This window comes from Paraburkholderia solisilvae, from assembly GCF_902859875.1.
Lineage (GTDB): Bacteria > Pseudomonadota > Gammaproteobacteria > Burkholderiales > Burkholderiaceae > Paraburkholderia > Paraburkholderia solisilvae.
In genome coordinates this window covers 1-23809 of sequence record NZ_CADIKF010000080.1, presented here as the reverse complement: position 1 = coordinate 23809, position 23809 = coordinate 1, and the positions used below count along the sequence as shown (strand labels likewise).

Genomic DNA, 23809 nt, shown 5'->3' with positions numbered 1-23809 from the left:
ATATGCCCGCGGACGCGACGCTCGCGACGCGCGCAGCACCCGACGCGCCGCAGGTGCAGCCGGTCTCGACCGCGCGCATCGACAGCGCGCCGCTTGCCGCGCAACCCGATGCGGCGCAGCCGCCCGCGACGCTGCGCTAGACCGCTCGAACCCGAATAGAAGGAGACCAGCATGAACACATTCCAGATCGTTGTGCGCGTCGCGGTAAGCATCGGCGCATGCGCGGCGCTCGGCGGCTGCCTGTCCTCGACACCTGTCTGGGACCGCAATTTCGGTTACGCGGTCACGCAGATCCGGCAGATGCAGACGCTGAACCCGGATGCATCGGACAACACCGATCCGGTCGCGGGCGTCGACGGCCGCACGGCCGATGCCGCACAGACCGCGTACTACAAGTCGTTCACCGCGCCGACGCCGCCGACCAACGTCTTCACGATCGGCGTCGGCGCGGGCACGAGCAACTAATCCGCGCGCCGGCCCGCATGGACCGGCGCCGCACAGGTGGCGAGGGAGAGTCAACATGATCGACATTCTTCTGGTTTCGGCAAACGACGCGTGCGCCGCGCAGATCGACGCGATGCTGCGCGACTGCGGCATCGCGCATACGCTGCGAACCGAACCGGGCGCGCTGCGCGCGCTCGCGCGACACGCGGAGCAGATCAGGAAGGCCGATCTGCTGATCATCGAGGACAGCGCGTTCGCGGCGACGGATCTTGCCGCAATCGAGGAAGCGACCACGCACGCGCCGAACCTGAGCTGCATGCTCGTCACCTCCGCGTTGTCGACCGACACGCTGATGGCCGCGATGCGCGCAGGCGTGCGCCACGTGCTGTCGTGGCCGCTCGATGCGACCGCGTTCGCGCGCGAGCTGGCGCATGTCGCCGGCAAGAAAAACGCGCACACGCGCCGCGCCGGCCGCGTGCTGTCGTTCGCCGCCGGCAAGGGCGGCTGCGGCACGACGCTGATCGCGGCGAATCTCGGCTATGCGCTGGCGGCGTCGCGCGACAAACGCGTGCTGCTCGTCGATCTGAACCAGCAGTTCGCCGATGCGAGCCTGCTGCTGTCGGACAAGCCGCCGCCCGCGACGCTCTACGACCTCAGCACGCAGATCGACCGGCTCGACCCGGCGTTCTTCGAAGCCTGCGTCGCGCGCGTGCATCCGAATCTCGACGTGCTCGCGGGCGCCGGCGACCCGGTCAAGGCGGCTGAGCTGCGCGCGTCGCATCTGCAGCGCGTGCTTGCGCTCGCGCGCGAGCAGTACGACATCGTGCTGTGCGATGTCGGCCAGAGCATCAATCCGCTGTCGATTCACGTGCTCGACCAGAGCGATGCGATCACCGTGGTGCTGCAGCAGACCATCGCGCATCTGCATGCGACGCGGCGTCTGCTCGATCTGTTCGGCGAGCTCGGCTACGCGGCCAGCAAGACGCGGCTGGTGGTCAACCACTACGACAAGCGCGAGCAGGTCGGGCTCGATGCGATCGAGCGCACGCTCGGCGCGAAGCCCGCGCATCTGCTGCCGCACGACGCGAAAAGCGCGCGTCAGGCGGTCAACCAGGGCATGCCGCTTTACACGGTCGCGAAGAACGGTGCGCTGGCAAAAAGCGTCGATGCGCTTGCGGCGCTGCTGTGCCCGCCCGAAGCCGTGCCGCGCAAGCGGATTCTTGCGCGGCTCTTCGCGGCGAAGCCTGACGCGCGGCCGCAACTGAAGCCGAGCCATTGAATAAAGAGCGGCCGCCGCGCCGCAACGCAAGCGAAGCCGAACCCTGAACCAGACAGAAGGTGAAGCGCATACGAAGCGCAACACCCAGCCGGAGACCAGCATGTCACTGCGCGAACAACTCCTGATGCAAAGCGACCTCGTGGCCAACGACGCGCCGGCCGCGGGTTCCGCGTCGGCCGCGGGCTCCGTCTCGCAGGATACGAAGGCGGCGCGCCAGGCGTACCAGCAGCTGAAGATGAACATCCACCAGACGATCATCGAGCGCGTCGAGCTGGACAAGCTGCAGCGGCTTTCGCCGGAGCAGGTGAAGCGCGAACTCGCGCAACTCGTCGAGCGCATCGTCGACGAAGACAAGGTGCCGATGAACGAGGCCGAGCGCAAGCGCCTCGTGCAGGACGTGCAGGACGAAATGCTCGGCCTCGGGCCGCTCGAGCCGCTGCTCAACGACCCGACCGTGTCCGACATTCTGGTCAACACGGCGCAGCACGTATACGTCGAGCGGCGCGGCAGGCTCGAACTGACCGACATCACGTTCTACGACGACGCGCATCTGATGAAGGTGATCGAGCGCATCGTGTCGCGCGTGGGCCGGCGCATCGACGAATCGTCGCCGATGGTCGACGCGCGGCTGCCGGACGGCTCGCGCGTGAACGCGATCATCCCGCCGTCGGCGATCGACGGTCCGCTCGTGTCGATCCGCCGTTTCGCGGTGAATCCGCTGACCGTCGAGGACATGCTGAACAATCGCAGCTTCACGCCCTCGATGGCGCAACTGCTCGAAGCGCTGATCAAGGCCAAGCTCAATGTGCTGATTTCCGGCGGCACCGGCAGCGGCAAGACGACGCTGCTGAACCTGCTGTCGGGCTTTATTCCCGGCGACGAGCGCATCGTCACCATCGAGGATGCGGCCGAACTGCAATTGCGCCAGCAACACGTGCTGCGGCTCGAAACGCGGCCGCCGAATATCGAGGGCAAGGGCGAGATCTCGCAGCGCGCGCTGGTGCGCAACGCGCTGCGGATGCGGCCGGACCGCATCGTGCTCGGCGAAGTGCGCGGCGGCGAAGCGCTCGACATGCTGCATGCGATGAACACCGGCCACGAAGGCTCGATGGCGACGCTGCACGCGAACACGCCGCGCGATGCGCTGACGCGCCTCGAAAACATGGTGTCGATGGGCGGCATCGCGATGCCGGTGAAGGCGATGCGCCAGCAGATCGCCTCCGCGGTGTCGGTGGTCGTGCAGGCATCGCGGCTGACCGACGGGCGCCGCAAGCTGATGAGCATTCAGGAGATCACCGGCATGGAAGGCGAGGTGATCAATATGCAGGAGATCTTCACGTTCAAACGCACCGGTGTCGATCAGGACGGTACGGTGCGCGGCTATTTCTGCGCAACCGGCGTGCGGCCGAAGTTTTGCGAGCGTCTCGTGGCGTTCGGCCTGTCGCTGCCGGACAGCGTGTTCGATCCGGCACGGCGCTACGAAGCGTAACGGCGCGGCAACGAACCAGGGAGCGGACTATGAACACGTCGTTTATCGGCTTTGTCGTGCTGCTGTTTATCGCGACAGTGCTGGCGATCGAAGGGGCGTACCTGTGGTGGCACGGCCGCCACGGCGCCGCGGTCAAGCGCGTGAAAGCGCGCATGCATGCGCTGTCGACGCCGCCGGGCGCGACCGGCGGCCCGACGTCGATTCTGAAGAACGGCGGCCGCGACGACGCGTCGTTGATCGCGCGGCTGCTGATGGGCATGCCGCGCGCGCAGGCGTTGCAGCGCCTTTTTCTGCAGGCCGGGCTCGACTGGACCATCAAGCGCTTCTTCGCGTATGTCGGCGCCTGCGCGGGCGCGGCATTCGCGATTGCCGTGACGATGCATCAGCCGCTCGCCGTCGCGCTCGCGCTTGCCGCGCTGTGCGCGCTGCTGCCGTGGTGGGTGGTGCGTCATAAGCGCGCGAAGCGCATGAAGCTGCTCGAGCAGCAACTGCCGGAAGCCGCCGACCTCGTGGCCCGCGCGATGCTTGCCGGACACTCGTTTCCGAGCGCGCTCGGCATGGTCGGCAGCGAGATGCCCGAGCCGCTCGGCGGCGAGTTCAAGATGGCGTTCGACGAGATCAACTTCGGCGCATCGATGAGCGACGCGCTGCAGAACATGGTGACGCGCGTGCCGCTCGACGATTTGCGCTACTTCGTGATCGCGGTGCTGATCCAGCGCGAGGCGGGCGGCAATCTCGCGGAAGTGCTCGGCAATATCAGCACCATCATTCGCGAGCGCCTGAAGCTGTTCGGCAAGGTGCGCGTGCTGTCGGCCGAAGGGCGGCTCTCCGCGTGGATTCTGTGCCTGATGCCGTTCGTGCTCGGCGGCGTGATCACGCTGATCAACCCGCCGCTGATGCGGATTTTCTGGACCGACGCGACCGGCATGAAGCTCGCGGGTGCGGCGATGACCTTCATGCTGTTCGGCGTGCTGTGGTCGCGCAAGATCGTGCGGATTCACGTATGAGTTCGATGCGCACGCAACCAGACCAACAACGATTGCGGCGCCGCCCGTGCGGGCAGCCGCAACGACTGAACGGGGGCGGGGCAACCCGACGCTTATGAGAATCGACCAGATCGCCGTGCTCGTGCTGTTGTTCCTGATCGTGTTCGGCGCGGTATTCAAGGGGATGAGCCTGTTGCGGCCCGATCCGCTGCGGCGCCGTATCGGGCAGATCGGTATATCGACGGGCGCCGGCACGCAGGGCTCAGGCGAGGACGCCGCGCAGGACGACGGCAAGTGGGTCGAGAAGATCGCGCAGGTGTCGTCGCGGGTCGCGAAGTTTTCATCGCCGAAAGAAGGCTGGAACGAGTCGCTGCTGCGCGTGCGCTTTCTGAACGCCGGACTGCGCAGCGAGGCCGCGCCGACTATTTACTTCGCGGCGAAAACGGTGTTGGCGCTTGCGCTGCCGGCGCTCGTGCTGCTTGCGCTGTCGGCGAAGCTGCATGACGCGCCGATGATGCTGACGCTCGCGATGGTGCTGGGCGCGTCGGCGTTGGGCTTCTACCTGCCCAACGGCGTGCTGGCCCGGCTGATCGAACGCCGCAAGCTGGCGCTCTTCGAAGACCTGCCCGATGCGGTCGACCTGATGACTGTCTGCGTCGAGGCGGGTCTCGGCTTCGATGCGGCGCTCGCGCGCGTGACCGAGGAGCTCGGCATGCGCAGCAAGGCGCTGCGCGACGAGTTCGAACTCGCGTTGCTGGAACTGCGGGCGGGCTCCGGGCGCGACCGGGCGCTGCGCAACCTCGCGCTGCGCACCGGCGTCGAGGATATCGACACGCTGACGACGATGCTGATTCAGGCGGACCGCTTCGGCACGAGCATCGGCGATTCGCTGCGCGTCTATACCGACAACCTGCGCACGAAGCGCCGGCTGCGCGCGGAAGAGACGGCCGCGAAGATCGCGCTGAAGCTGCTGTTTCCACTGATCTTCTTCATCTTTCCGACGCTGCTGATCGTGCTGATCGGCCCCGCGGCGCTGCAGGCGATGCGCATGCTGGCGCCGGCGGTCCGGCAAATCGGCGGCGGCTGATCCGTGAAGCGAGGAGACGCGAACATGAACCACCGCATCAAGACCCGAAGCCCGCGCGCCACGCAGCGGGGCCGGCGCCTGCAGCGCGGCGCGGCCGCCGTCGAATTCGCGCTGATCGCGCCGCTGCTCTTTCTGCTGCTGTTCGTCGCGATGGACTTCTGCATCTCGCTGTGGGTGAACCTGACGATGCAATACGCGGTGCGCGAGGGCGCGCGTTACGCGGTGACCGGGCAGAGCAACCTCGATCCGAACGCGTCGAGCCAGCAGCGCTATCTGGCCGTGATCCAGGAGATCAGGAACAGTTCGATGGGCCTCTACAACATGGTGTCGCCGACTTACACGATCACGGTCAACGGCAGCACGAAGAACTATGCGACGCAGGGCGCCTACTCGGGCAGCATGTTCGGCAATGCGGGCGACATCATCGTGCTGCAGGTGAATTGCACGTGGCCGCTGCTGACGCCGCTCGCGCGGCCGTTCTTCGCGAATGGCGCATACACGTTCAGCGTCGCGGCGACGATGCGCAACGAAGGCTTCTGACGAGGTCGACGATATGAACCACCTCACACACGCTGAGCGCAACTGCAAGATCGTGCATGACACGCGCCGCGCGCACGGCGCGAGACCCGTGAAATCCGCGAAATTCGCTAAATTCGCGAGACGCCGCGAGCGCGGCGCAGCGGCCATCGAAATGGCGTTGCTGCTGCCGCTGCTGGTGGCGATCGCGTTGCCGGTGGTGGACTTCGCGCGCAACATGCAGGCGCAGATGATCCTGATCAACGTGAGCCGCGAGGGTGCCAACCTTGCGACGCGCGCATCGCTGACGTTTCCGATGCAAACGATCATGACCTCGCTGACGATGACCACGCCGCCGCTCGATATGAACGCCAACGGCATGGTCTATATCACGCAGATCATGGGCAATAACAATTGCGATGCGAAGAACAACAACTGCACCGGCGTGGTGGTCGCGCAGTACCGCTGGAACAACGGCAACTACACGTCCGCGGCCAGCAAGCTGTGGAACTGCGGCAGCGGCGGCACGTCTTGGTCGACCGACGGTACCGGCAGCTGCGCGGGCCTGCCGAGTCCGGGCAAGACGTCGCCGCAGGTGAGTCTGTTGCAGGGGCAACTATCGAGCGGACAGATCGCATACGCGGTGGAGGCGTTTTACTACCAGCCGCCGCTCATCGGCGCGCTGAACCTCGGTCCGATACTGAGTACGCCGGCGCTGTCGCCGAATCTGTACGCGATGACCGTTTTCTGAGCGCGGGATGCGCTCACGATAAGAAGCAATGCGAGAAGCAATACGGGAAGCCATGCGGGGGATGCCGTGAGAATACCGTCGAAAAAGCGCCAGCAGGGCGCGGTCAGCATTATCGTGGTGGCGTCGCTCGCGACGCTGCTCGCCGGTCTCGGCCTCGCGCTCGACGCGGGCCTCGGTTATATGGTCAAGGCCAAGCTCGACGCGGCCGCCGACGGCGCTGCGATTGCCGCGGGCCAGGCGGTCACGCGCGGCAACAACCAGAGCGAGCAGATGGCGAACGCGCAGCAGGCGGCCACTGCGTTTTTCGCGGCGAACTACCCGGCCGGCTTTCTCAATTCGTCCGCGACGCTGCAAACGCCGTCGGTCACCTTCAACAACGGCACGGTGACGATCGACATCGCCGCGCAGGCGAAGGTGCCGACCACCTTCACGCAATTGATCGGCTACCGCGCGCTCAACGTGGCGACCTCGTCGGAATCGATCCGCCGCGACCTCGATATGGCGTTCGTCATCGATACGACGAGCTCGATGAGCGATACGTCGGTGCAGAAAGCGGTGCGCGCCAGCTCGGTCGATTTTCTGAATAATTTCGATGTGACGAACGACCGCGTCGCGCTGATGCATTTCGCGACCGGCACGGTGGTCGACGTGCCGTTCAAGGCGGCCAACGCACGCGGCTTCGACCGCACGACGATGACGACCAACATCAACAATTACTCGTTCAACGGCAACACGAATTCGGAAGAGGCGCTGTGGAACGCGCGCTGGCAACTCAATCACCAGATCACGCAACCGTCGAGCCTGCGCGTCATCGTGTTCTTCTCGGACGGCGCGCCGAACAGCTTCTCGTCGACCTTTCCGATGACGAAAACGAGCTGCACGACCAACACCGGCACGATTGTCTCGTCCGACGACAAACCGACCGGCTCGGGCCAGACCGATAACCCCGGCGGCCTCTACAAGCTCGGCGTGCAGACCAGCCAGGCGCTGTCGGGCACCTGCTATGACAAGACCGCGGCGACGGTCGACCATTTGCCCGCCAACTACAATGCGCACGCGGCGTCCGAACCGGGCGTGACGTTCCCGATTGTCACGAGCTCGCCGCGCGTCGTCACCCAGGATATGAACGGCGCGAGCTACAAGCTGCGCTATCAGAACATCAATCGCGCGTCGCGCAACCTGCTCGAGGCGATGGCCGCGCAGGCGCGCTCCGAAGGCATCTATGTATTCGCGCTCGGTTACGGGCCGTATCTGACGGTCGGCAAAGGCGCGGACAACGAACTCGGCCAGGACATTCTCAAATGCATCGCGAACGTGCCGGACGGGCCGTCGCGCTGCTACAACCCGAAGCAGCCGACCGGCGTCTATTGCTACGCGGCGACGCCGGCCGACCTGAGGCCGTGCTATTCGCAGCTCGCGTCGCAGATTCTGCGCATCTCGAAGTAGACGGTGGCTGCCGTGTCCACTGATGATCACCGCGACGACCACACGAGCGCACGGGAGGCGCGGACGATGCAGACGATCGACGAAACCTTGCGTGTGACGACCCTGCTTGCCGAGGACTCGCTGAATCCGGCGCGGGCGCGGCATGCGCGGCGGCACGGGGCCGGCTTATGGATCGCGTTTTTCAAGGGATGTGCGTGCGTGGGGGCTGCTGTGGTGCTGCTTTTTTTCACGTATCGGTTGTTCTCGCACTGATGTGCTGATACGCCTGCGCATGGACGCACCGAGCGCAGAGCACGCCGGATCGCGCCCCGCGCGCGTGCGGCCACGATCTGCACAAGGACATCGATTTTTCGGCGGCCGGCATCGAACGGCGCTGGACGGCCGGCTACGACGATACGCGCAGGATGATCGCGCGTACGCCATGGCGTGCGCCGCTCGACCCGGTGGAAGGAATCGCGATTCATCGCTCCGATCCGGCCGCGGCGTGATGGCTCGCGCGATACGCGCCGGCCGCCGCGTACGTCGCGTCATCGGCGATGCAATGCACTGATATCGCAACGGCAAAGCCTGGTTTCGTAGCATGGCAGGTATCGATGCACACGCATCTGTTGCCGGAGCGAACCGCACCATGGTCTTGCCGCCGATACGCCCTCGTCCGCCGGGTCCGCCACCGGACGTTCGCAACGAACCGCCATCCGCCCGCGCATCTGCGCCGGCTGAAACGCCGCGACGCGATGAGTTCGTGCGGCGCGAGCGGGCGAGTCCGGACGTCCAGGCGGCGCCGGTCAGGACCGGACGGCGTACCAGCGGCGCGGCGAACCCATCGGCATGGGCGGGCATCTACGCGCTGAGACCGCAACCGGACGAATACATATCGACGTCTGAACGACATGTATTCGTTGAACGGGGCAGCGGGCAAACGGTGGTATTCCATCAAGGGGAGGCGTTCACGGTCTCGCGCGATCCGCACGACGGCAACTTGTGTCTTGCGATGCCGCAGCGCGATGCCCCGCGCGGCCCGCGCATCCGCCTCAATGCGCGTGACGAGTGGGAAATCGATGTCGGCGCGCGACGGCAACCGGCGGCAGGCGATGCAAGCGACGCCGCACAGCCGCCCGGTTCGGACGACGCATCGAATGCGGCTCAGAGGCGGCCAACGCGCGTTGAGCCGGCAGACCGGGTGGCGGAGCATCTGTTGAGATTTCCCCGGCACGCTCCCGATCTGATCGCCGGGAAACTGGGTGTGACGCGTGAGCAGTCACGTCGGATTGCTGCAGACGTCGAGGCCGCGACGCGCGCGTGGCGCGAACTGCAACAGGCCCGCGTGCAAATCAGGCCGTCGGTGATCGTCGGCCCGCTCACGGAGCGTGAACGGCAATACGTTCTGAAGTGGAACAGCGCGTTATCGTCGCGCAATCTGGCTCACATCATGGTCGCCCCGGTGGAGGTGATCGACTCCTTCCTCGACAAAACACAAGGCGCGGTGCGCGCACGGCCGTCAGTTCAGAACGCGCCGGAGCCGCTGATATTGCGTCAAGCGTTTGCGGAATGGCTCGCGATCACTGACGCCGACCTTGCCGACGGACGGCGCACGCCGCGTCTATCGATCAGCGATGCGGCGGCGGCGTTTGTCGAGCAGTGGAGCGACAGACTCTCAAAACGCAATCTCGCGATCATGATGGCTTCGTGCGGCGCAGCCCCCGACGCTGCGCCGCTACCGGCGGAGCAAGCCGCGGCGAACCAGCCGGCGGTTCCGCAAGCCGGGCCGTCGGGGCATCAGCAGCCGCTCGACGACGCGCAGCGCGCGCAGGTGATCGAACTGAACAACCGCGGCCTGTCGCCGTCCACGATCGCCGCCTATGTCGGCAAGCCGCGTGCGACGGTGGAAGCGTTTCTGCTGGAGAGGTCTCGCTGAAGCCGTTACGCAACGATGCTTGTCAAAGCATGACCGACAGCGTGATCCGGTCAATCTGAATCGATACTTGCCCGCGCACGACCTGCGCACGACCCGCGAACACGGAGAACGGATATGCCTTTAACGACGACGCATTCGTCCATGCCCATCAGGCCTCCGGAGATTCATACTTCTGAGGCTCCGGCGGTGCCGCAGCCGGAAACGCCGCGCGGTGAAACGCATGAGCGCACCGAGGCCGCACAAGCGGCAGGCGTGGGCGCGCATGCGGCGCGCGGCGGATCGGTCCGCGCGCCGGGGACGCAGCAGCCGGCGCCTGCGGCGACCACATCGCGCGCATCCGCCTGGCCCGATGCATACGCGTTCGCGCAGATTCCGAACGAGTACCGGTCGGTCGACCTCGACGGCATGTACTCGGAAATGTGCAGCGGGCAGTTGTTCATTCTGCACGACGACACAGCCTATGCGGTTGCGCCGGATCACGCCGGCGGAGGCTGGCGGCTCGCGGTGCCGGGCGATGCCTCGCAACTCGGGCAACGGGTGACGCGCAATGAGCACAACGAATGGGAGATGCGTGAGGATGCCGGGTCGCGGCAAACCGGGCGGCCATCAGCCGACGCCGAGGCGCGAAGGGGCGCGCAGGACCGGGAGCGGGCCACCACCTATGTGCTGACTCATGCATCCGACGACGATCCGGCAGTGGCAGCGAGATTGGTGGGACTATCGACCGACATGATCGGGACGCTTGCCGCCAGGTTGAAACTGCCGACCGCCCTGATCAGGACGGTCGCCGACGACGTGCAGACTGTGCGACGGGCATGGCGAACGAGTGCAGCGTATGGCGCAATGGCACGGGTGCAAGCCGACACCGCGCTCACGCCGAGGGAAAAGGCGTTTATCGACCGCAGGGCCGGCGTGCTGACCGCGAAGAATTTTGCACAGGTGATGCAGTACCCGCCGCAGAAAATCGACAGTTATCTGCGAAGCGGCGAACATCGCGGCACGAGGGCGGCGTCTTCAGCGGAACCCGCATCTGCGCCGGACGAAGCGGCTTCGAGGAGCGACGACATCTCGCGTATTGTTCGACGGCCTGGCTTGAGGATGATGCCCGAAAAGATGGAACGGATCGTTCGCATGTTGTCGAGCAATCCGGCGATGCCTTACAGCGCAATCGCGAAAGTGTGTGCGACTTCCTACTACAGTGTGGCCGGTTTGGCCCGGGAGCGTGACCTGGAACGGGACCGACGCTCGGTGAGCGCAGACGCGCGCAGCGACCTGTTCGACGACCTGGTTGTCTTTCCGGGGACGAAGGCGAAGAAATTCGCGAGTGAATACGCGTTGTCGATCAAGAGGGTAAAGGCGCATCGCAACGAATTCGCACCCATCCGCGCAGAGTGGGACGACATTCGCAAGAAAGATATTGCCGATGCCCGGCCTGAACTTTATGCGTCGCTGCCCGACAGCGCGAAACAGTTCGTCCGCCAATGGGTCGGCACGCTGTCCGCGTCGAACCTCGCGATCGTGATGAAGGCGCCCGCATCCGCGATTGATGCGTATCTGCATTCGGACGAATACCGACAACCGGTGCACGCAGGCTCGGCTTCGACGCCCACGCCCACGCCCACGCCCACGCCCACGCCCACGCCCACGCCAACGCCAACGCCAACGCCAACGCCAACGCCAACGCCGCGTCCGGAGTCACCCCAACCCGGACCATCGGGATTGCAGTCGTTCCTGACGGAAGCGCAAAAGGCGCTGGTGCTCGAATGGGCGCCGCAAGGCATGGGAGCGGACAGTCTGTCCGCCTATCTGTCGATGCTCGGGCATGCCGAGGTTCCGCAAGCGGTGATCGAAGCGTTTATCGCCTCGCCCGAATACCAGTTCAATCTGCGCAGGCTGCCGCCGCGCTGAATGGCGGCTACGTGCAGCGGTCCGGCAGACATTCTCACCGCGCGGGGCTGCGGTGCTGCGCATCGAATGCGGTGCGCAGCAATCCGTCGACGCTCGCGAGCAGCGTTTCGGGCGCGACCGGTTTGTGCAGCGTGCATTCGCACAGCACGTTCGCCGGAATATCCGGTGACGCGCTCCACAGAATGACCGGCACGTCGTCGAGCGACGGATCGGCCTTCAGCGCGAGGCAGACCTCGACGCCGTTCATGCCCGGCATCATCAGGTCGGTAATCACGAGCGCGGGATGCAGAAGATGTGCGAGCTCGACGCCTTTGCGCGCCTCGCCGGACGTGACCACGTGGAAGCCCTCGAGTTCGAGCAGCAGCGCCCATGCAACGAGCAGGTCCTGTTCATCGTCGATGAGCAGAATCGTGGGGAGGCAGGTGTCCGAAAGTGCGTTGGCATCCATCGTCGGTTTACTATCGTGAGCATCGGTCTGATGCAACAGTTCGGGGGCTTAAATGTTCAGCACGCATGCACGACCCGTGCCACTCGTATCGGCGGCATGCTCTGCACCGCCGCCCGGCTGCGCGCTTCGCCTGCTGCGCGCCCGTGTGCGGCAATCTCATGAGCGCCGCGCGGTATTCGCGGCAGTCTGTTGATGTCGTGCATACGCCATGCCGTACGGCCGAAAGCGCTGAAATGCTTACGCCAGATGCGCAGAATCTATCGTGTTTTGTAAGTTGCGTCATGTTGCGTCAGCGCGCGATATGGCGTGTCGGCGCGGCAACACGCGAAACGCGCCGCAGCACACGAAGGCTCCTTTTTATATTTCATGTTCAGCGGCCGCGCGCAGCGCAAGGTGCCGCAAGCGTCGGGCATGCCACTTGCTCGTTGGACGCGCCGGCCCGCACGCCGCGTACCGGTTCTTTCGCGTGCGGCGCCGCGCGATCTTTCCTCGCTCAACGCCTCCGAAGGCTTTCCATGCCATACGATCGACGCATTTCCGAAGGCCTGCCGTTTCCGCTCGGCGCAACGTGGGACGGCAAGGGCGTGAACTTCGCGCTCTTCTCCGCGCACGCGACCAAAGTCGAGCTATGCCTGTTCGACGCGAAAGGCAGGCGCGAAGTCGAGCGCATCGAATTGCCCGAATACACCGACGAAGTGTGGCATGTGCATGTTGCGGATCTGCCTGCGGGCACCGTCTACGGTTATCGCGTGCATGGGCCGTACGAACCCGACGCGGGGCATCGCTTCAATCCGAACAAGCTGCTGCTCGATCCGTATGCGAAGGCGCACGTCGGCGCGCTGCGCTGGCATCCGTCGCTGTTTGGCTACACGCTCAACGCGCCGGGCGACGACCCGGATCTGACCTTCGACAAGCGCGACAGCGCCGCGTATATGCAGAAGTGTCAGGTGGTCGACCAGACCTTCAACTGGACGCACCCGACGCGCATTCGCGTGCCGTGGGACCGCACGATCGCCTACGAGACACACGTGCGCGGCTATACGAAGAGGCACCCCGGCGTGCCCGTGAAGCTGCGCGGCACGTTTGACGGTCTTGCACAAAAAGCGGTGATCGATCACATCCGGCGGCTCGGCGTCACGACCGTCGAACTGATGCCGATCCACACCTTCGTCAACGACAGTTACCTGCTCGACAAGGGTCTCACGAACTACTGGGGCTACAACACGATCGGCTTTTTCGCGGCCGATCCGCGCTACTTCGCACGCGGCCCGGGCGTGGTCGCCGAGTTCAAGGAAATGGTGGACCGGCTGCACGACGCTGGCCTCGAGGTGGTGCTCGACGTCGTGTACAACCATACTGCGGAAGGCAACGAGCGCGGACCGACGCTGTCGTTTCGCGGCATCGACAACGCGTCGTACTACCGGCTGATGCCCGAGCAGAACCGCTATTACATCAACGATACCGGCACCGGCAATACGCTGAACCTGTCGCATCCGCGCGTGCTGCAGATGGTGACCGACAGCTTGCGCTACTGGGTCACCGAGATGAACGTCGACGGCTTCCGCTTCGATCTCGCGACGATTCTCGGCCGCGAGCCGTACGGGTTCGATGAAGGCGGCGGCTTTCTCGACAGTTGCCGGCAGGACCCGGTGCTCGCCAGCTCGAAGCTGATTGCCGAGCCGTGGGATTGCGGGCCGGGCGGCTATCAGGTCGGCGGCTTTCCGCCGGGCTGGGCCGAATGGAACGACCGCTTCCGCGATACCACCCGCTCGTTCTGGAAAGGCGACGAAGGCTACGCGGCCGATCTCGCCACGCGTCTGACCGCATCGGGAGACTTCTTCAACCGGCGCGGCAGAAGGCCATGGGCAAGCGTCAATTTCGTCACCTCGCACGATGGCTATACGCTGCAGGACCTCGTGTCATATAACGACCGGCACAACGAAGCGAACGGCGAGAACAACAACGACGGCCACAGCGATAACCGCTCATGGAATTGCGGCGCCGAAGGCCCGAGCGACGACCCGGAAATTCTCGAACTGCGCGAACGGCAGAAGCGCAACATGCTCGCCACCTTGCTGTTTGCGCAGGGCACGCCGATGGTGCTCGCCGGCGACGAGTTCGGCCGCACGCAACAGGGCAACAACAATGCCTATTGCCAGGACAACGAGGTCAGCTGGGTCGACTGGGAAGGCATCGACGATCGCGGCCGCGCACTGAGCGCCTTCGTGCGCAAGCTGACGGCGTTGCGCCACGCGCTGCCGGTGCTGCGGCGCGGACGTTTCCTGACCGGCGAAACGCGCGTGCTGAAACTGCCGGGCGAAACCGACGGAGACCTCGAGGTCAAAGACGTCAAATGGCTGAGTCCCGCCGCCGTCGAGCTGACCGGCGAGCAATGGGACGATCCGGCGATGCGCTGCTTCGGGCTGGTGATCGACGGCCGCGCGCAGGCGAGCGGCATACGTCGCGCCGCATCGGATGCGACGCTGCTGGTGGTCGTCAATGCTTACCACGACGTCGTCGATTTTCAACTGCCCGAGGTGCCGGGCAGCGATCAATGGAGTTGCCTGATCGATACCAACGCGCCGGAGCGCGATGAGCTTCCGGAGTTTGGTTCAGGGGATGTCTATCAGGTGACGGGGCGCTCGCTGCTGCTTTTCGCGCTGCATGCGCAAGGTGAAACGCAGCATGTGTTCGATCGGCTCGAGGAACGGCTCACGGGGTAGGCAACCCGCGCGTGAACGCGCACGCGCCGCACGATGCAACATCATGCGGCGCGTCCTCGCACTTCACCACGCTCACGCGCGCCGTGCGACATCCTCATGCGCGTTTTGCGCGGCCGCCGAAGTGCCGTTCCATGCGCCGCTCTGCGCGCCGGCGGATGCGGCACGCCGGGCGGGACGCCGTTGCTGCGCGACTTCCTCGACGCTCTGTCCGGCTGCCGCCCCGAGCGCTTCGCGCAGATCGCGCTGCGCGGGCCGTGCGTCGGTCAGTTCCGCATAGAGTTCGATATAACGCGCCGCCGGCTGCGCCCATCCAAACGAACCCTGCATCGCATTGCGTTGCAGCGCATGCCACGAAGACGGCCGCATGATGGCGTCGAGCGCGCGCTGCAACGCGCTTGCCACATCGCGCGGGGTTTCGCCGTCGAACAGGAAGCCGGTCGCGCCGTCTTCGGGCAAGCCGAGCTTCGGCGAACGCGCGGGCGCGTAATCGACGATCGTATCGGCGAGGCCGCCGACTCGCGACGCGATCGGCACCGTGCCATAGCGCATCGCATACATCTGCGTGAGGCCGCACGGCTCGAAGCGGCTGCCGTGCAGCAGCATGTCCGCTCCCGCATGCAGCTTGTGCGCGGTCGCTTCGTCGTAGCCGATCTGCACGCCGACACGCTGCGGCCATAGCGCGGCGAGTGCGCGCACCGCCTGTTCGAGATGCGCGTCGCCTTTGCCGAGGATCGCCACCTGCAGTCGCGGATGCCGCACCAGCGCCATCGGCAGCGCGGCGGCGACGATGTCGGCGAGCTTCTGCGCGGTCAGACGGCTGCCGATCGCGACCAGCGGCGCGAACGGATCGACCGTGAGGCCGAAGCGCTGCTGCAGGTCGCGCTTGCATGCCTGTTTGCCGCGCACGTCGGCGACCGAAAAGTGGCGCGCGATATGCGGATCCGTCGCGGGGTTCCATGCCGTATCGTCGATACCGTTCGTGATGCCGGAGAGCTTGTGCGCGCACGCCTGCAGCACGCCTTCCATCCGGTGTCCGAATTGAGGCGTGAGAATCTCGCGCGCATAGTTCTCGCTGACCGTCGTCACGCGGTCCGCGTGCACGATGCCGGCCTTCATCGGGCTCAACGTGCCATAGAACTCGATGCTGCGTTCATCGGAAAGCGCCGGCGCGAGCAGTTCGTCGGGCACGCCGAGCCAACTGCCCAGTGCAAGCGGGCAGTTCCCCTGGAACGCGAGATTGTGAATCGTGAAGACGCTTTTCGCGGGCACGCCTGCCAGCTTCATCATCAGCGGCGTGAGCGCAGCGTGCCAGTCGTGCGCGTGCACGATGTCGGGCCGCTTGATGCCGCGTACGCCGCGCGCGATGCGGGCCGCCGCTGCGGCAAGCGAGGCGAAGCGCACCGTGTTGTCGAGCTGATCGCGGCCGCGCGCGTCCACGTACAGATGCTCGCGCTTGAACAGATGATCCATCTGCAGCAGCAGCACCGGCACGCCGGTATCCGGCATCTGCGCGCGCAACAGGCGCGCATCGCCGCCCGGCAGGCCGCCGATCCGGCATACGGGCGTGACGCCCAGCGCATTCTCGAGCGCCGATGGATAGGCGGGCAGCAGGATCGACACATCGACGCCCGCGTCGCGCAACGCGGCCGCATAGGCGCTCACCATATCGCCGAGTCCGCCGGATTTGGCGAGCGGCATCGCCTCCGAGGCGACGAGAAGTACGTTCAGCGTCAAGATTGACTCCGCGCGAAAGAGTAAGGGGAGGGGTGAAGCGAGGCGTGCGATGCAACGCAAAGGGTATGCCATGCGCACACCGGTCTGCGGGCCGCAACGTGTCGCGGCAGCCGGGCTGTCCGCGGGGGCGCCGCAAGCGCGCGCGCCGTGATTGTGCAGGCGGCGCGCACGCACATCGCGCATCGGTGCGCCCGCGCCGCGCCGTTTCGGGGAGCCGCGCCTTTGTCCGTCGGCCGCGGCGCGCGCCGCGGCTCCGAATGTAACTTCTGCTTACCGCCGCGGCGGCTTTTACACAGACGAATGCGCCGCGGCGTCAGCATCGGTGATACGTCCTTTCAGATGTTGAGCTTCGACACTTTCGTGCCTTCGAGCGACACGCCGGCCATCAAGCCTGCATTGGTCAGCACGAACGCCTGGACCGGCGCGGTTGCCGTGGACGAATCGATGTTGCCGTTCGCGCCGACCTTGACGACCGCGACCGTTGCATCGCCGCCCACTGCCCAGCCGTCGCGCTTGCGGAAGTCGTCGAGCGCCTGCTGGTTCATGAAGCAGAAGATGATCGCCTTCGATTGCGCGCCGGCCTGAAAGCCGAGCGAGCCCGCCGCGGTGCTGTAGTAGCCGACGGTCTGGCCGCCGATGCGCAGCGAGCCGTTGCCGTACTCGCCGCCGACGATGAAGCCCGCCTGCACGACTGACGGGAACACGAGCACGCCGCGCGCTTTGCCGACGAGTTCGCGCGAACCGTTGACGCTCGCATAGAGACGTGACAACGTCGCGTCGACGTCGTGATTGATCGCTACGCGCTTGTCGCCATTGCCGGCGTTGCTCGAAGCCGAGTCCGGCGTGGTCGTCGTGCAACCGGCCATCGCCAGACCGCTAGCGGCAAGAACGGCGCCGCTCGAAAAAATAAACTTCCTCCGTTGCATCGTTATTCTCCTGTAAGCGTGATTGGGAAGCATGCGCAGTGAATGCAGAGGTCATCTCAGCACGACGTGTGCCCGAAGCCAAGCGCTTGTCCACTCGGGTTCCGCTCGTTAGACCTCTCTTCGCTGATCGCCTTTCATATTCACTCTCCCATCCGGTGCGCCCGACACCGCCTGCGTCAATAGCGCGAGCAGCCGCTGCGGCGTAAGCGGCTTTGCGCAATGCGCATCGAAGCCGGCTTCCCGTGCGCGCTCCCGATCGCGCTGCGACGCGCAGCCGGTGCACGCGATCAACAACATGTGCGAGGTGGACGGCGCCGCGCGCAGACGGCGCGCGAGCTCCAGCCCGTCGAGGCCCGGCATCGCGATATCGAGCACCACCGCAAACGGCTGCCACGCGCCGGCGATCGCGCAGACGTCTTGCGCATCGTGCATCGCCCGGCACTCGAAGCCGTTCGCGTTGAGCAGCCACTGCAGCGCGTCGGCGGCATCCGCGTAGTCGTCGACGACCAGCACCCGGCGATGGTCGGCGAGCGCGCCGCCGATCGGCCGCCACTGCAGTTCGTCTTCCGTGTCATGCAGGTTAGTGCCTGTGCTCATCCGTGTCTCCCAGGTCTTATGTGTTGCTTGCGGATACGCACGATCTGCAAGCTGCGGACCTGAGCCGCGCTTCATTAAGATTTTATTTCTTTTACATTTATTTAAAGCGACATGCCAACTATGCGTATTAAGGAATTGGAAAATATCGAATGGGTTGGTTGAAACTGTTTCACAAATTTTTCTTAATTTGTCTGGAGACTGCATCCCGAAAACGACGCGCCAGCGATGCAAACGATGCTGATCGTCGGGTTGACTAAACAAGGGAATGCCAGACATGGACGGAGACAACTTCACGAAGCGCGCGGCGGCATGCGTCGCCCTCCTGAGCACTTTCATGCTCGTCGCATGCGGCCCGGATGCGGGGGACGCGAGCGCGACGAACAACGCGTCTTTGAACGGCGAATCCGCCGGTTCCGGACAGGGCCCCTCGCACTATCAAAGCACTGCGCTGCAGCTGTCCGCGGGCTCAGCGGTGCCGCTCGCGCAACTGCAGGCGCCGCCGCTGATGCAAGCCGCGCCGGGCAGCGCGATCGCCAGCGCGCAGGCGAGCATCGCGGCCGATGCGCAGCAGGTCGCCCCTGTGATGCGCTACGCGCCAGGCGACGACAACTGACGCTTCGCGCGCGATGCGCAACCGCAATTCCCCCCCCCCCGCCACAAAAGAAGGTGACAACACCATGACTTCAAATAGCCGCCGTCGTTTTCTACAAACCGTTGCATCATCCGCCGGTGCCGCCGCCGCGATGACCGCGCTGCCGGACTCGATCCGCAGGGCGCTCGCTGTGCCGGCGGCATCCCGCACGGGCACGATCCAGGATATCGAGCATATCGTCGTGTTCATGCAGGAGAACCGTTCCTTCGACCATTACTTCGGCCATATGCGCGGCGTGCGCGGTTATAACGACCGCTTCCCGATTCCGCTGCCGGGCAACCAGCCGGTGTGGTTCCAGCCGTCGCAGGAAGACCCGACCAAGCCGGTGCTGCCGTTTCACCTCGATACGCTGACCACCAGCGCGCAGTGTCTCGGCGACCTCGACCACAACTGGTATCCGACGCATGCGGCGATCAACAACGGCCGCTACGACCAGTGGCCCGCGAACAAGAAGGACATGACGATGGGCTACCATCTGCGCAGCGACCTTCCGTTTCACTACGCGCTGGCCGATGCGTTTACCGTGTGCGATGCGTACTACTGCTCGATGCCGGGGCCGACGCACCCGAACCGCGCGTACCTGATGACCGGCATGGTCGACCCGACCGGCACGCAGGGCGGCCCGCTGCTCGACAACAACGACTTCGTGGACGGCGACGGGCCGCCGAAGTATCAGCTGCTGTCGTGGACCACCTATCCGGAGCGCCTCGAAAAAGCCGGCATCTCGTGGCAGGTCTACCAGCAAGGCACGAACGGCAACGATCCGCTGAACGGCAACTACGGCACCAACATCCTGCAGAACTTCACCAACTTCGTGAACGCGCAACCGGGCTCGTCGCTGTATCAGCGCGCGCAGACGGTGCGCACGATCGACGACCTGAAGGCCGACGTGCTCGCCAACAAGCTGCCGCAGGTGTCGTGGCTGTGTCCGCCGGCCGCGTACTCGGAGCATCCGTCGTACACGCCGGCATACGGCGCCGAATACACGTCGATGATTCTCGACGCGCTGACGTCGAACCCGGAGGTGTGGAGCAAGACGGTGCTCTTCATCATGTACGACGAGAACGACGGCTTCTTCGATCACGTGCCGCCGCCGCAAGTGCCGACGACGCGCGCGCAAGGTCTGTCGACGGTGACGACCGAAGGCGAGATTCACAACGTGATCAACCCGGCGGGCCGCGGCGGCAGCTACACGGTCGACAATCTGCCGTACGGCCTCGGCACGCGCGTGCCGATGACGGTCGTGTCGCCGTGGACGAAGGGTGGCTTCGTCTGCTCGGAAGTGTTCGACCACACGTCGGTGATCCGCTTTATCGAAGCGCGTTTCGGCGTGAAAGAGCCGAACATCACGAAATGGCGCCGCGCGGTGTGCGGCGATCTGACTTCGGCGTTCGACTTCCGCACGCCGGATGCGACGATGCCGGCGCTGCCCGACACGAGCAACTACAAGTCGATCGCGGACAACCAGTGCGCCACGCAGCCCAAGCCGGTGGTGCCCGCCGTGCCGGGTCCGATCGTGCCGCAGGAAGCGGGCATCCGTTTCGCCCGCGCGCTGCCGTACGAGCTGCATGTGAACGGCAAGGTCAACGAAAAGCGCAATGTGCTCGAACTCGTGTTCGGCAATACCGGCACGGTCGGCGCGCACTTCTACGTGTACTCGTCGCTGCGTACCGACGGGCCGTGGCGCTACACGGTCGAGGCGAACAAGTCGCTCACTGAAACGTTCGACCTGTCGATCAACAACGGCGCCTATGCGTTTACCGTGTACGGCCCGAACGGCTTCGTGCGGCGCTTCAACGGCGACCTGAACGCGGACATGGTGGAGCTCGCGGCCGGCAAGAGCAGGAAGAAGCTGGCGCTGCCCGAGGTCAAGGCGCACTACGACGTCGCGAACGGCAACGTGGTGCTGCGCTTCACGAACAAGGGCAACAGGAATGCGCGCCTGTCGGTGTCCGATAACGCGTACGGCGCGCAGGCGCGGCCGGTGATCGTGCCGCAGGGCGAGACCGTCGAGGAGAAGTTCGTTCTCGCGTCGAGCCACCACTGGTACGACCTGACGGTGACGGACAACGACGATGCGGCGTTCGTGCGCCGCCTCGCGGGCCACGTCGAGAACGGCAAGCCGAGCATTACGGACCCGGCTGCGGTCGCGCCGGTGATGACGGCTTCGTAACCACGCGTGCGTCGCTGAAAACGCTGTGCCCCTGCGCCCCGAAGCGGTCTCCGGCCGCTTCGGGGCGTATGTTTTTCGGCGGCTGAAGATTTATGCGAAAGCGGAAATGAAACGGAAAGTTTTCATTTATAAAAGAGCTGTGATAATTTTCTGACGTTATGTAATTTATTGGACGATTTTTATAAAACGAAAGATGCGTATTTAGATAAATTCGGCTGGAATTCATCTGAAACTCATTGAATAGCGCTGGCCGCCCGGCCCACAGAAATTTCACAAGGCTTTCAACGCCCGCGGCATCGCACCGCGCATCGAGCCTCAACTGGTCCGCTCGACGAGCCTCGGCGGCTGCGGCGCGGTATTTGTCGCCACCTGCATGCATTGTTCGACGAGATCCGCGAAGCTGTTCACGTTCGTCGTGCCGCTCATCGGGGTTTCGTCTTCCCGCTCGGACATCCCGCCTATGCCCACCACGATCGACGCGGCCGGCGCGCGCTCGCGGATGCGCCGCACGAGGTTGCGCAAATACGGCGGCGCTTCGCTTGCGTCGAGCGTCACGATGCAGACAATCGGCGCGCCTTCGATGCTGGCCGCATCGACGCTGCCTTTCCTGAACTGCGCGTAGTACGCGGCGGTCACCGGCAGGCCGCGGCGGCCGAGCAGCTGCAGCGCGATGGCGGTCGCCACTTCGTCGAATGCGCCGCGGCCCGCGATGCATACCGCGCGCATGCCGGGAAGCAACGGCGCGTTCTGATCGGGCGTGGGCTCTTCCGTGGCCGCTGCATCGCCGTCGGATTCGGACGGCGGTTGCGGTTGTGCCGGCGGGGGCGTCGGCGGAAGGCTCTCCACCTGCTCGAGATTCTCGACAATATCCAGCAGCGTTTCGTTGATCCGCCCCAGCTGGTCCGGTGCGAATACGCCGCGCAGCGCATCGTTGCGCGCAAGGCGCAGACCTTCGCGCGCCACGTCGTCGTAGTACTGGACGACCGGCATCTCCTTGAGCAGCCGGTCCGCCTGCACGATCGCCTCGTGCGGGTCGTCGGCGAGCATGCGCTGGTAAAAGTTCTGCGCCGGCGTCAGCGCCGGCTGGTCGCCGAGCAGCACGGTCAGAAAGCGCAGGCGCTCCGCATAGCGGCCGAGTGTGACGAGGCAAAGCGTGAGCGGCGTGGACAGCACCAGACCGACCGGCCCCCATAGCCAGCTCCAGAAGATCGCGGCGACCACCACCGCGAGCGGCGACAACCCCGAGCTGTGACCGTACAGCAGCGGCTCGACCACTTGTCCCGCGACCACGTCGACCACCACGAACAGGATGATCGTCGCGACCGCCATCGTCCATTGCGGTTGAATCGCGGCGGCGAGCACCACGGCGAGCACCGCGGCGATCCATGTGCCGATATACGGCACGAAACGCAGTAACGCGGTGAGCACGCCGAACAGCAGCGCGCCCGGCACGCCGATAATCGCCAGCCCGAGCGCGATGATCGTGCCCGCGCCGACATTCACGCCCAGCTGCGCGACGAAATAGCGCGACAGGCGGCTCGCGGCATCGTTGATCGCGGTGGTCGTGCGATGCAGATCGCGCGCGCCGAACAGGCGTATCAACCGGTCGCGCAGATCCTCGCGCTGCATCAGGATGAAGATCGTCACGACCATCACGATGAACATCGTCTCGAGCGGGCCGACCACCGGCGAGAACACCTTCTGTGCGAGCTGCAGCGGCGAGGGCATCGGTTCGTGAACTTCGACCGGCATCGGCGCGGCGGCCGACGGCTTCGGCGCGCGGCCGGCCTCGTGCGGCGGATTCGGATGATCGGGCGTCACGCGTGCGAGCGCACTGGCCGCGCGCGACAGCAGCGCGTCGGCGCGGCCGACGGTCTTTTCCTGCACGCTCTCGATCTTCAGTTCGATCGCCGCCTGATATTGCGGCAGCGAACCGGCGAGCTGCGCGACCTGTGCGCCGATCAGCGTGCTGATCGCGAGCAGCGTAACGAGTGCGACGACCACGGCGACGAAGATCGAAGGCAGTTGTCCGAAATGCAGGCGCCGTAACACGCCGACCAGCGGCGCGAGCAGAAAGCTCAACAGCACGGCGAGCGTGATCGGCATCAGCACTTCGCGGCCGAAATACAGGCCGCAGACCACCACCACGGCGGTGATCGTCGAGGTCAGCCCGAGCAGGCCCGGCACGCCCGGCGGGTAGACGCGATTCGGTGATCGTTGCGGCGTCAGCGGCAGTTTCATGGTCGAGTCGGCAGGCGGGGTGCGCGGACGGTATGGTCCGCCGCGGCGTTGGCTTTTCGCGAACGGCGAACGGTTTCAAGCAAGACATGCGCCCGGCACGAACGCGCGGATCGCGTCGACCCGCCATGCGGGCGTGCCATACGTGGCGCCGCCCGGCGCCACGCAGTGGCGGTCCGACGTGCCGCGCATAAAAGCGAAGCAACGCGGCAAATTTACCTGCGGCGCTTGATCGCTTTGTCTAAAGAATAGGCAGCAGCCTGCCGATATGCCGACATTCCCTTTCATTTATCAGGCGAGCCATCATGACCGTGCAAGGCATTCCCGGCGTTTCGCCGAACGGCGCAGCCAGCAGCACCAGCTCGAATCCGACACAGGACAGTCCCGCCAACTCGGGGGCGGCCGACAGCGCGAGCGATTCATCAGGCGCGCAAGCAGGCGCCGCGGGTACGCCGGGCGCTTCGCCCGCGCCGCGCGCGGCGCACGCGGGCGGAGCG

19 protein-coding genes and 1 pseudogene are annotated in these 23809 nt (G+C 65.3%); 15 read left to right on the top strand and 5 right to left on the bottom strand.

Features of this window, described 5'->3' with window-relative positions:
* Nucleotides 1-171 precede the first annotated feature (171 nt).
* The 11 genes from HV675_RS30360 (at nucleotide 172) to HV675_RS30310 (ending at nucleotide 11821) form a co-directional block, all read left to right on the top strand.
* The gene (locus HV675_RS30360; protein ID WP_175115156.1) at nucleotides 172-465 is read left to right on the top strand and encodes a hypothetical protein; all 294 of its coding nucleotides are present in this window, start codon (nucleotides 172-174) and stop codon (nucleotides 463-465) included.
* A 55-nt stretch (nucleotides 466-520) separates the two neighbouring features.
* Nucleotides 521-1723 carry a CpaE/TadZ family protein gene (locus tag HV675_RS30355; RefSeq protein ID WP_175115155.1) on the top strand — a complete coding sequence of 401 codons (1203 nt, stop codon included), beginning with the start codon at nucleotides 521-523 and terminating at the stop codon, nucleotides 1721-1723.
* A 100-nt stretch (nucleotides 1724-1823) separates the two neighbouring features.
* Nucleotides 1824-3212, top strand: a complete 1389-nt coding sequence (locus HV675_RS30350; protein WP_175115154.1) for a TadA family conjugal transfer-associated ATPase — start codon at nucleotides 1824-1826, stop codon at nucleotides 3210-3212.
* Between the two features lie 29 nt (nucleotides 3213-3241).
* Complete coding sequence (locus HV675_RS30345; protein ID WP_175115153.1) at nucleotides 3242-4219, top strand: type II secretion system F family protein; 978 nt, start codon at nucleotides 3242-3244, stop codon at nucleotides 4217-4219.
* Between the two features lie 94 nt (nucleotides 4220-4313).
* Entirely contained in the window at nucleotides 4314-5285 is a 972-nt protein-coding gene (locus HV675_RS30340) for a type II secretion system F family protein (protein ID WP_175115152.1), read from the top strand.
* Nucleotides 5286-5309: 24 nt separating this feature from the next.
* Nucleotides 5310-5825: a TadE/TadG family type IV pilus assembly protein gene (locus HV675_RS30335; protein WP_175115151.1), complete on the top strand. Its 516-nt coding sequence runs from the start codon at nucleotides 5310-5312 to the stop codon at nucleotides 5823-5825.
* Nucleotides 5826-5838: 13 nt separating this feature from the next.
* Nucleotides 5839-6552 carry a TadE family protein gene (locus tag HV675_RS30330; protein WP_175115150.1) on the top strand — a complete coding sequence of 238 codons (714 nt, stop codon included), beginning with the start codon at nucleotides 5839-5841 and terminating at the stop codon, nucleotides 6550-6552.
* A gap of 66 nt (nucleotides 6553-6618) precedes the next feature.
* Complete coding sequence (locus tag HV675_RS30325) at nucleotides 6619-7998, top strand: vWA domain-containing protein (RefSeq protein WP_175115149.1); 1380 nt, start codon at nucleotides 6619-6621, stop codon at nucleotides 7996-7998.
* 329 nt (nucleotides 7999-8327) lie between these two features.
* The gene (locus HV675_RS30320; protein ID WP_175115158.1) at nucleotides 8328-8486 is read left to right on the top strand and encodes a DUF3734 domain-containing protein; all 159 of its coding nucleotides are present in this window, start codon (nucleotides 8328-8330) and stop codon (nucleotides 8484-8486) included.
* Between the two features lie 707 nt (nucleotides 8487-9193).
* Nucleotides 9194-9913 (top strand): hypothetical protein, encoded by a 720-nt coding sequence (locus HV675_RS30315; protein ID WP_175115148.1) that lies wholly within the window; start codon nucleotides 9194-9196, stop codon nucleotides 9911-9913.
* Between the two features lie 141 nt (nucleotides 9914-10054).
* The gene (locus HV675_RS30310; RefSeq protein ID WP_175115147.1) at nucleotides 10055-11821 is read left to right on the top strand and encodes a hypothetical protein; all 1767 of its coding nucleotides are present in this window, start codon (nucleotides 10055-10057) and stop codon (nucleotides 11819-11821) included.
* A 34-nt stretch (nucleotides 11822-11855) separates the two neighbouring features.
* Here HV675_RS30310 and HV675_RS30305 read toward each other — a convergent pair whose 3' ends face one another.
* Nucleotides 11856-12269 (bottom strand): response regulator, encoded by a 414-nt coding sequence (locus HV675_RS30305; protein ID WP_175115146.1) that lies wholly within the window; start codon nucleotides 12267-12269, stop codon nucleotides 11856-11858.
* Nucleotides 12270-12784: 515 nt separating this feature from the next.
* On the opposite strand from HV675_RS30305, the gene glgX reads away from it, so the two are divergent.
* Nucleotides 12785-14992: a glycogen debranching protein GlgX gene (glgX, locus tag HV675_RS30300; protein ID WP_175115145.1), complete on the top strand. Its 2208-nt coding sequence runs from the start codon at nucleotides 12785-12787 to the stop codon at nucleotides 14990-14992.
* 72 nt (nucleotides 14993-15064) lie between these two features.
* Here glgX and glgA read toward each other — a convergent pair whose 3' ends face one another.
* The 3 genes from glgA to HV675_RS30285 all read right to left on the bottom strand — a co-directional run bounded on the left by glgA (nucleotide 15065) and on the right by HV675_RS30285 (nucleotide 18249).
* Nucleotides 15065-16726 carry a glycogen synthase GlgA gene (gene glgA / locus HV675_RS30295; RefSeq protein ID WP_175115144.1) on the bottom strand — a complete coding sequence of 554 codons (1662 nt, stop codon included), beginning with the start codon at nucleotides 16724-16726 and terminating at the stop codon, nucleotides 15065-15067.
* Between the two features lie 335 nt (nucleotides 16727-17061).
* Nucleotides 17062-17652: a BPSL1445 family SYLF domain-containing lipoprotein gene (locus HV675_RS30290; protein WP_175115143.1), complete on the bottom strand. Its 591-nt coding sequence runs from the start codon at nucleotides 17650-17652 to the stop codon at nucleotides 17062-17064.
* A 108-nt stretch (nucleotides 17653-17760) separates the two neighbouring features.
* A complete protein-coding gene (locus HV675_RS30285; RefSeq protein WP_175115142.1) occupies nucleotides 17761-18249 on the bottom strand; it encodes a response regulator in 489 nt (162 codons plus the stop codon).
* A 274-nt stretch (nucleotides 18250-18523) separates the two neighbouring features.
* Between HV675_RS30285 and HV675_RS30280 the strand changes: the two genes are divergently transcribed.
* Nucleotides 18524-18862: a hypothetical protein gene (locus HV675_RS30280; protein WP_175115141.1), complete on the top strand. Its 339-nt coding sequence runs from the start codon at nucleotides 18524-18526 to the stop codon at nucleotides 18860-18862.
* Nucleotides 18863-18926: 64 nt separating this feature from the next.
* Nucleotides 18927-21074, top strand: a complete 2148-nt coding sequence (locus tag HV675_RS30275; protein ID WP_175115140.1) for a phosphocholine-specific phospholipase C — start codon at nucleotides 18927-18929, stop codon at nucleotides 21072-21074.
* A 315-nt stretch (nucleotides 21075-21389) separates the two neighbouring features.
* Here HV675_RS30275 and HV675_RS30270 read toward each other — a convergent pair whose 3' ends face one another.
* Complete coding sequence (locus HV675_RS30270; RefSeq protein ID WP_175115139.1) at nucleotides 21390-23315, bottom strand: AI-2E family transporter; 1926 nt, start codon at nucleotides 23313-23315, stop codon at nucleotides 21390-21392.
* Between the two features lie 302 nt (nucleotides 23316-23617).
* Here HV675_RS30270 and HV675_RS32295 point away from each other — a divergent pair.
* Nucleotides 23618-23809 (top strand): annotated as a pseudogene (locus tag HV675_RS32295) (peptidoglycan-binding protein LysM); the annotation flags it as partial.

Bases quoted from the DNA above. Each gene is read 5' to 3' on its own strand.
- glgX (WP_175115145.1), top strand. From the start codon at position 12,785: ATGCCATACGATCGACGCATTTCCGAAGGCCTGCCGTTTCCGCTCGGC.
- HV675_RS30270 (WP_175115139.1), bottom strand. From the start codon at position 23,315: ATGAAACTGCCGCTGACGCCGCAACGATCACCGAATCGCGTCTACCCG.
- HV675_RS30350 (WP_175115154.1), top strand. From the start codon at position 1,824: ATGTCACTGCGCGAACAACTCCTGATGCAAAGCGACCTCGTGGCCAAC.
- HV675_RS30305 (WP_175115146.1), bottom strand. From the start codon at position 12,269: ATGGATGCCAACGCACTTTCGGACACCTGCCTCCCCACGATTCTGCTC.
- HV675_RS30290 (WP_175115143.1), bottom strand. From the start codon at position 17,652: ATGCAACGGAGGAAGTTTATTTTTTCGAGCGGCGCCGTTCTTGCCGCT.
- HV675_RS30360 (WP_175115156.1), top strand. From the start codon at position 172: ATGAACACATTCCAGATCGTTGTGCGCGTCGCGGTAAGCATCGGCGCA.
- HV675_RS30330 (WP_175115150.1), top strand. From the start codon at position 5,839: ATGAACCACCTCACACACGCTGAGCGCAACTGCAAGATCGTGCATGAC.
- HV675_RS30285 (WP_175115142.1), bottom strand. From the start codon at position 18,249: ATGAGCACAGGCACTAACCTGCATGACACGGAAGACGAACTGCAGTGG.
- HV675_RS30345 (WP_175115153.1), top strand. From the start codon at position 3,242: ATGAACACGTCGTTTATCGGCTTTGTCGTGCTGCTGTTTATCGCGACA.
- HV675_RS30355 (WP_175115155.1), top strand. From the start codon at position 521: ATGATCGACATTCTTCTGGTTTCGGCAAACGACGCGTGCGCCGCGCAG.
- HV675_RS30340 (WP_175115152.1), top strand. From the start codon at position 4,314: ATGAGAATCGACCAGATCGCCGTGCTCGTGCTGTTGTTCCTGATCGTG.
- HV675_RS30280 (WP_175115141.1), top strand. From the start codon at position 18,524: ATGGACGGAGACAACTTCACGAAGCGCGCGGCGGCATGCGTCGCCCTC.
- HV675_RS30275 (WP_175115140.1), top strand. From the start codon at position 18,927: ATGACTTCAAATAGCCGCCGTCGTTTTCTACAAACCGTTGCATCATCC.
- HV675_RS30310 (WP_175115147.1), top strand. From the start codon at position 10,055: ATGCCCATCAGGCCTCCGGAGATTCATACTTCTGAGGCTCCGGCGGTG.
- HV675_RS30335 (WP_175115151.1), top strand. From the start codon at position 5,310: ATGAACCACCGCATCAAGACCCGAAGCCCGCGCGCCACGCAGCGGGGC.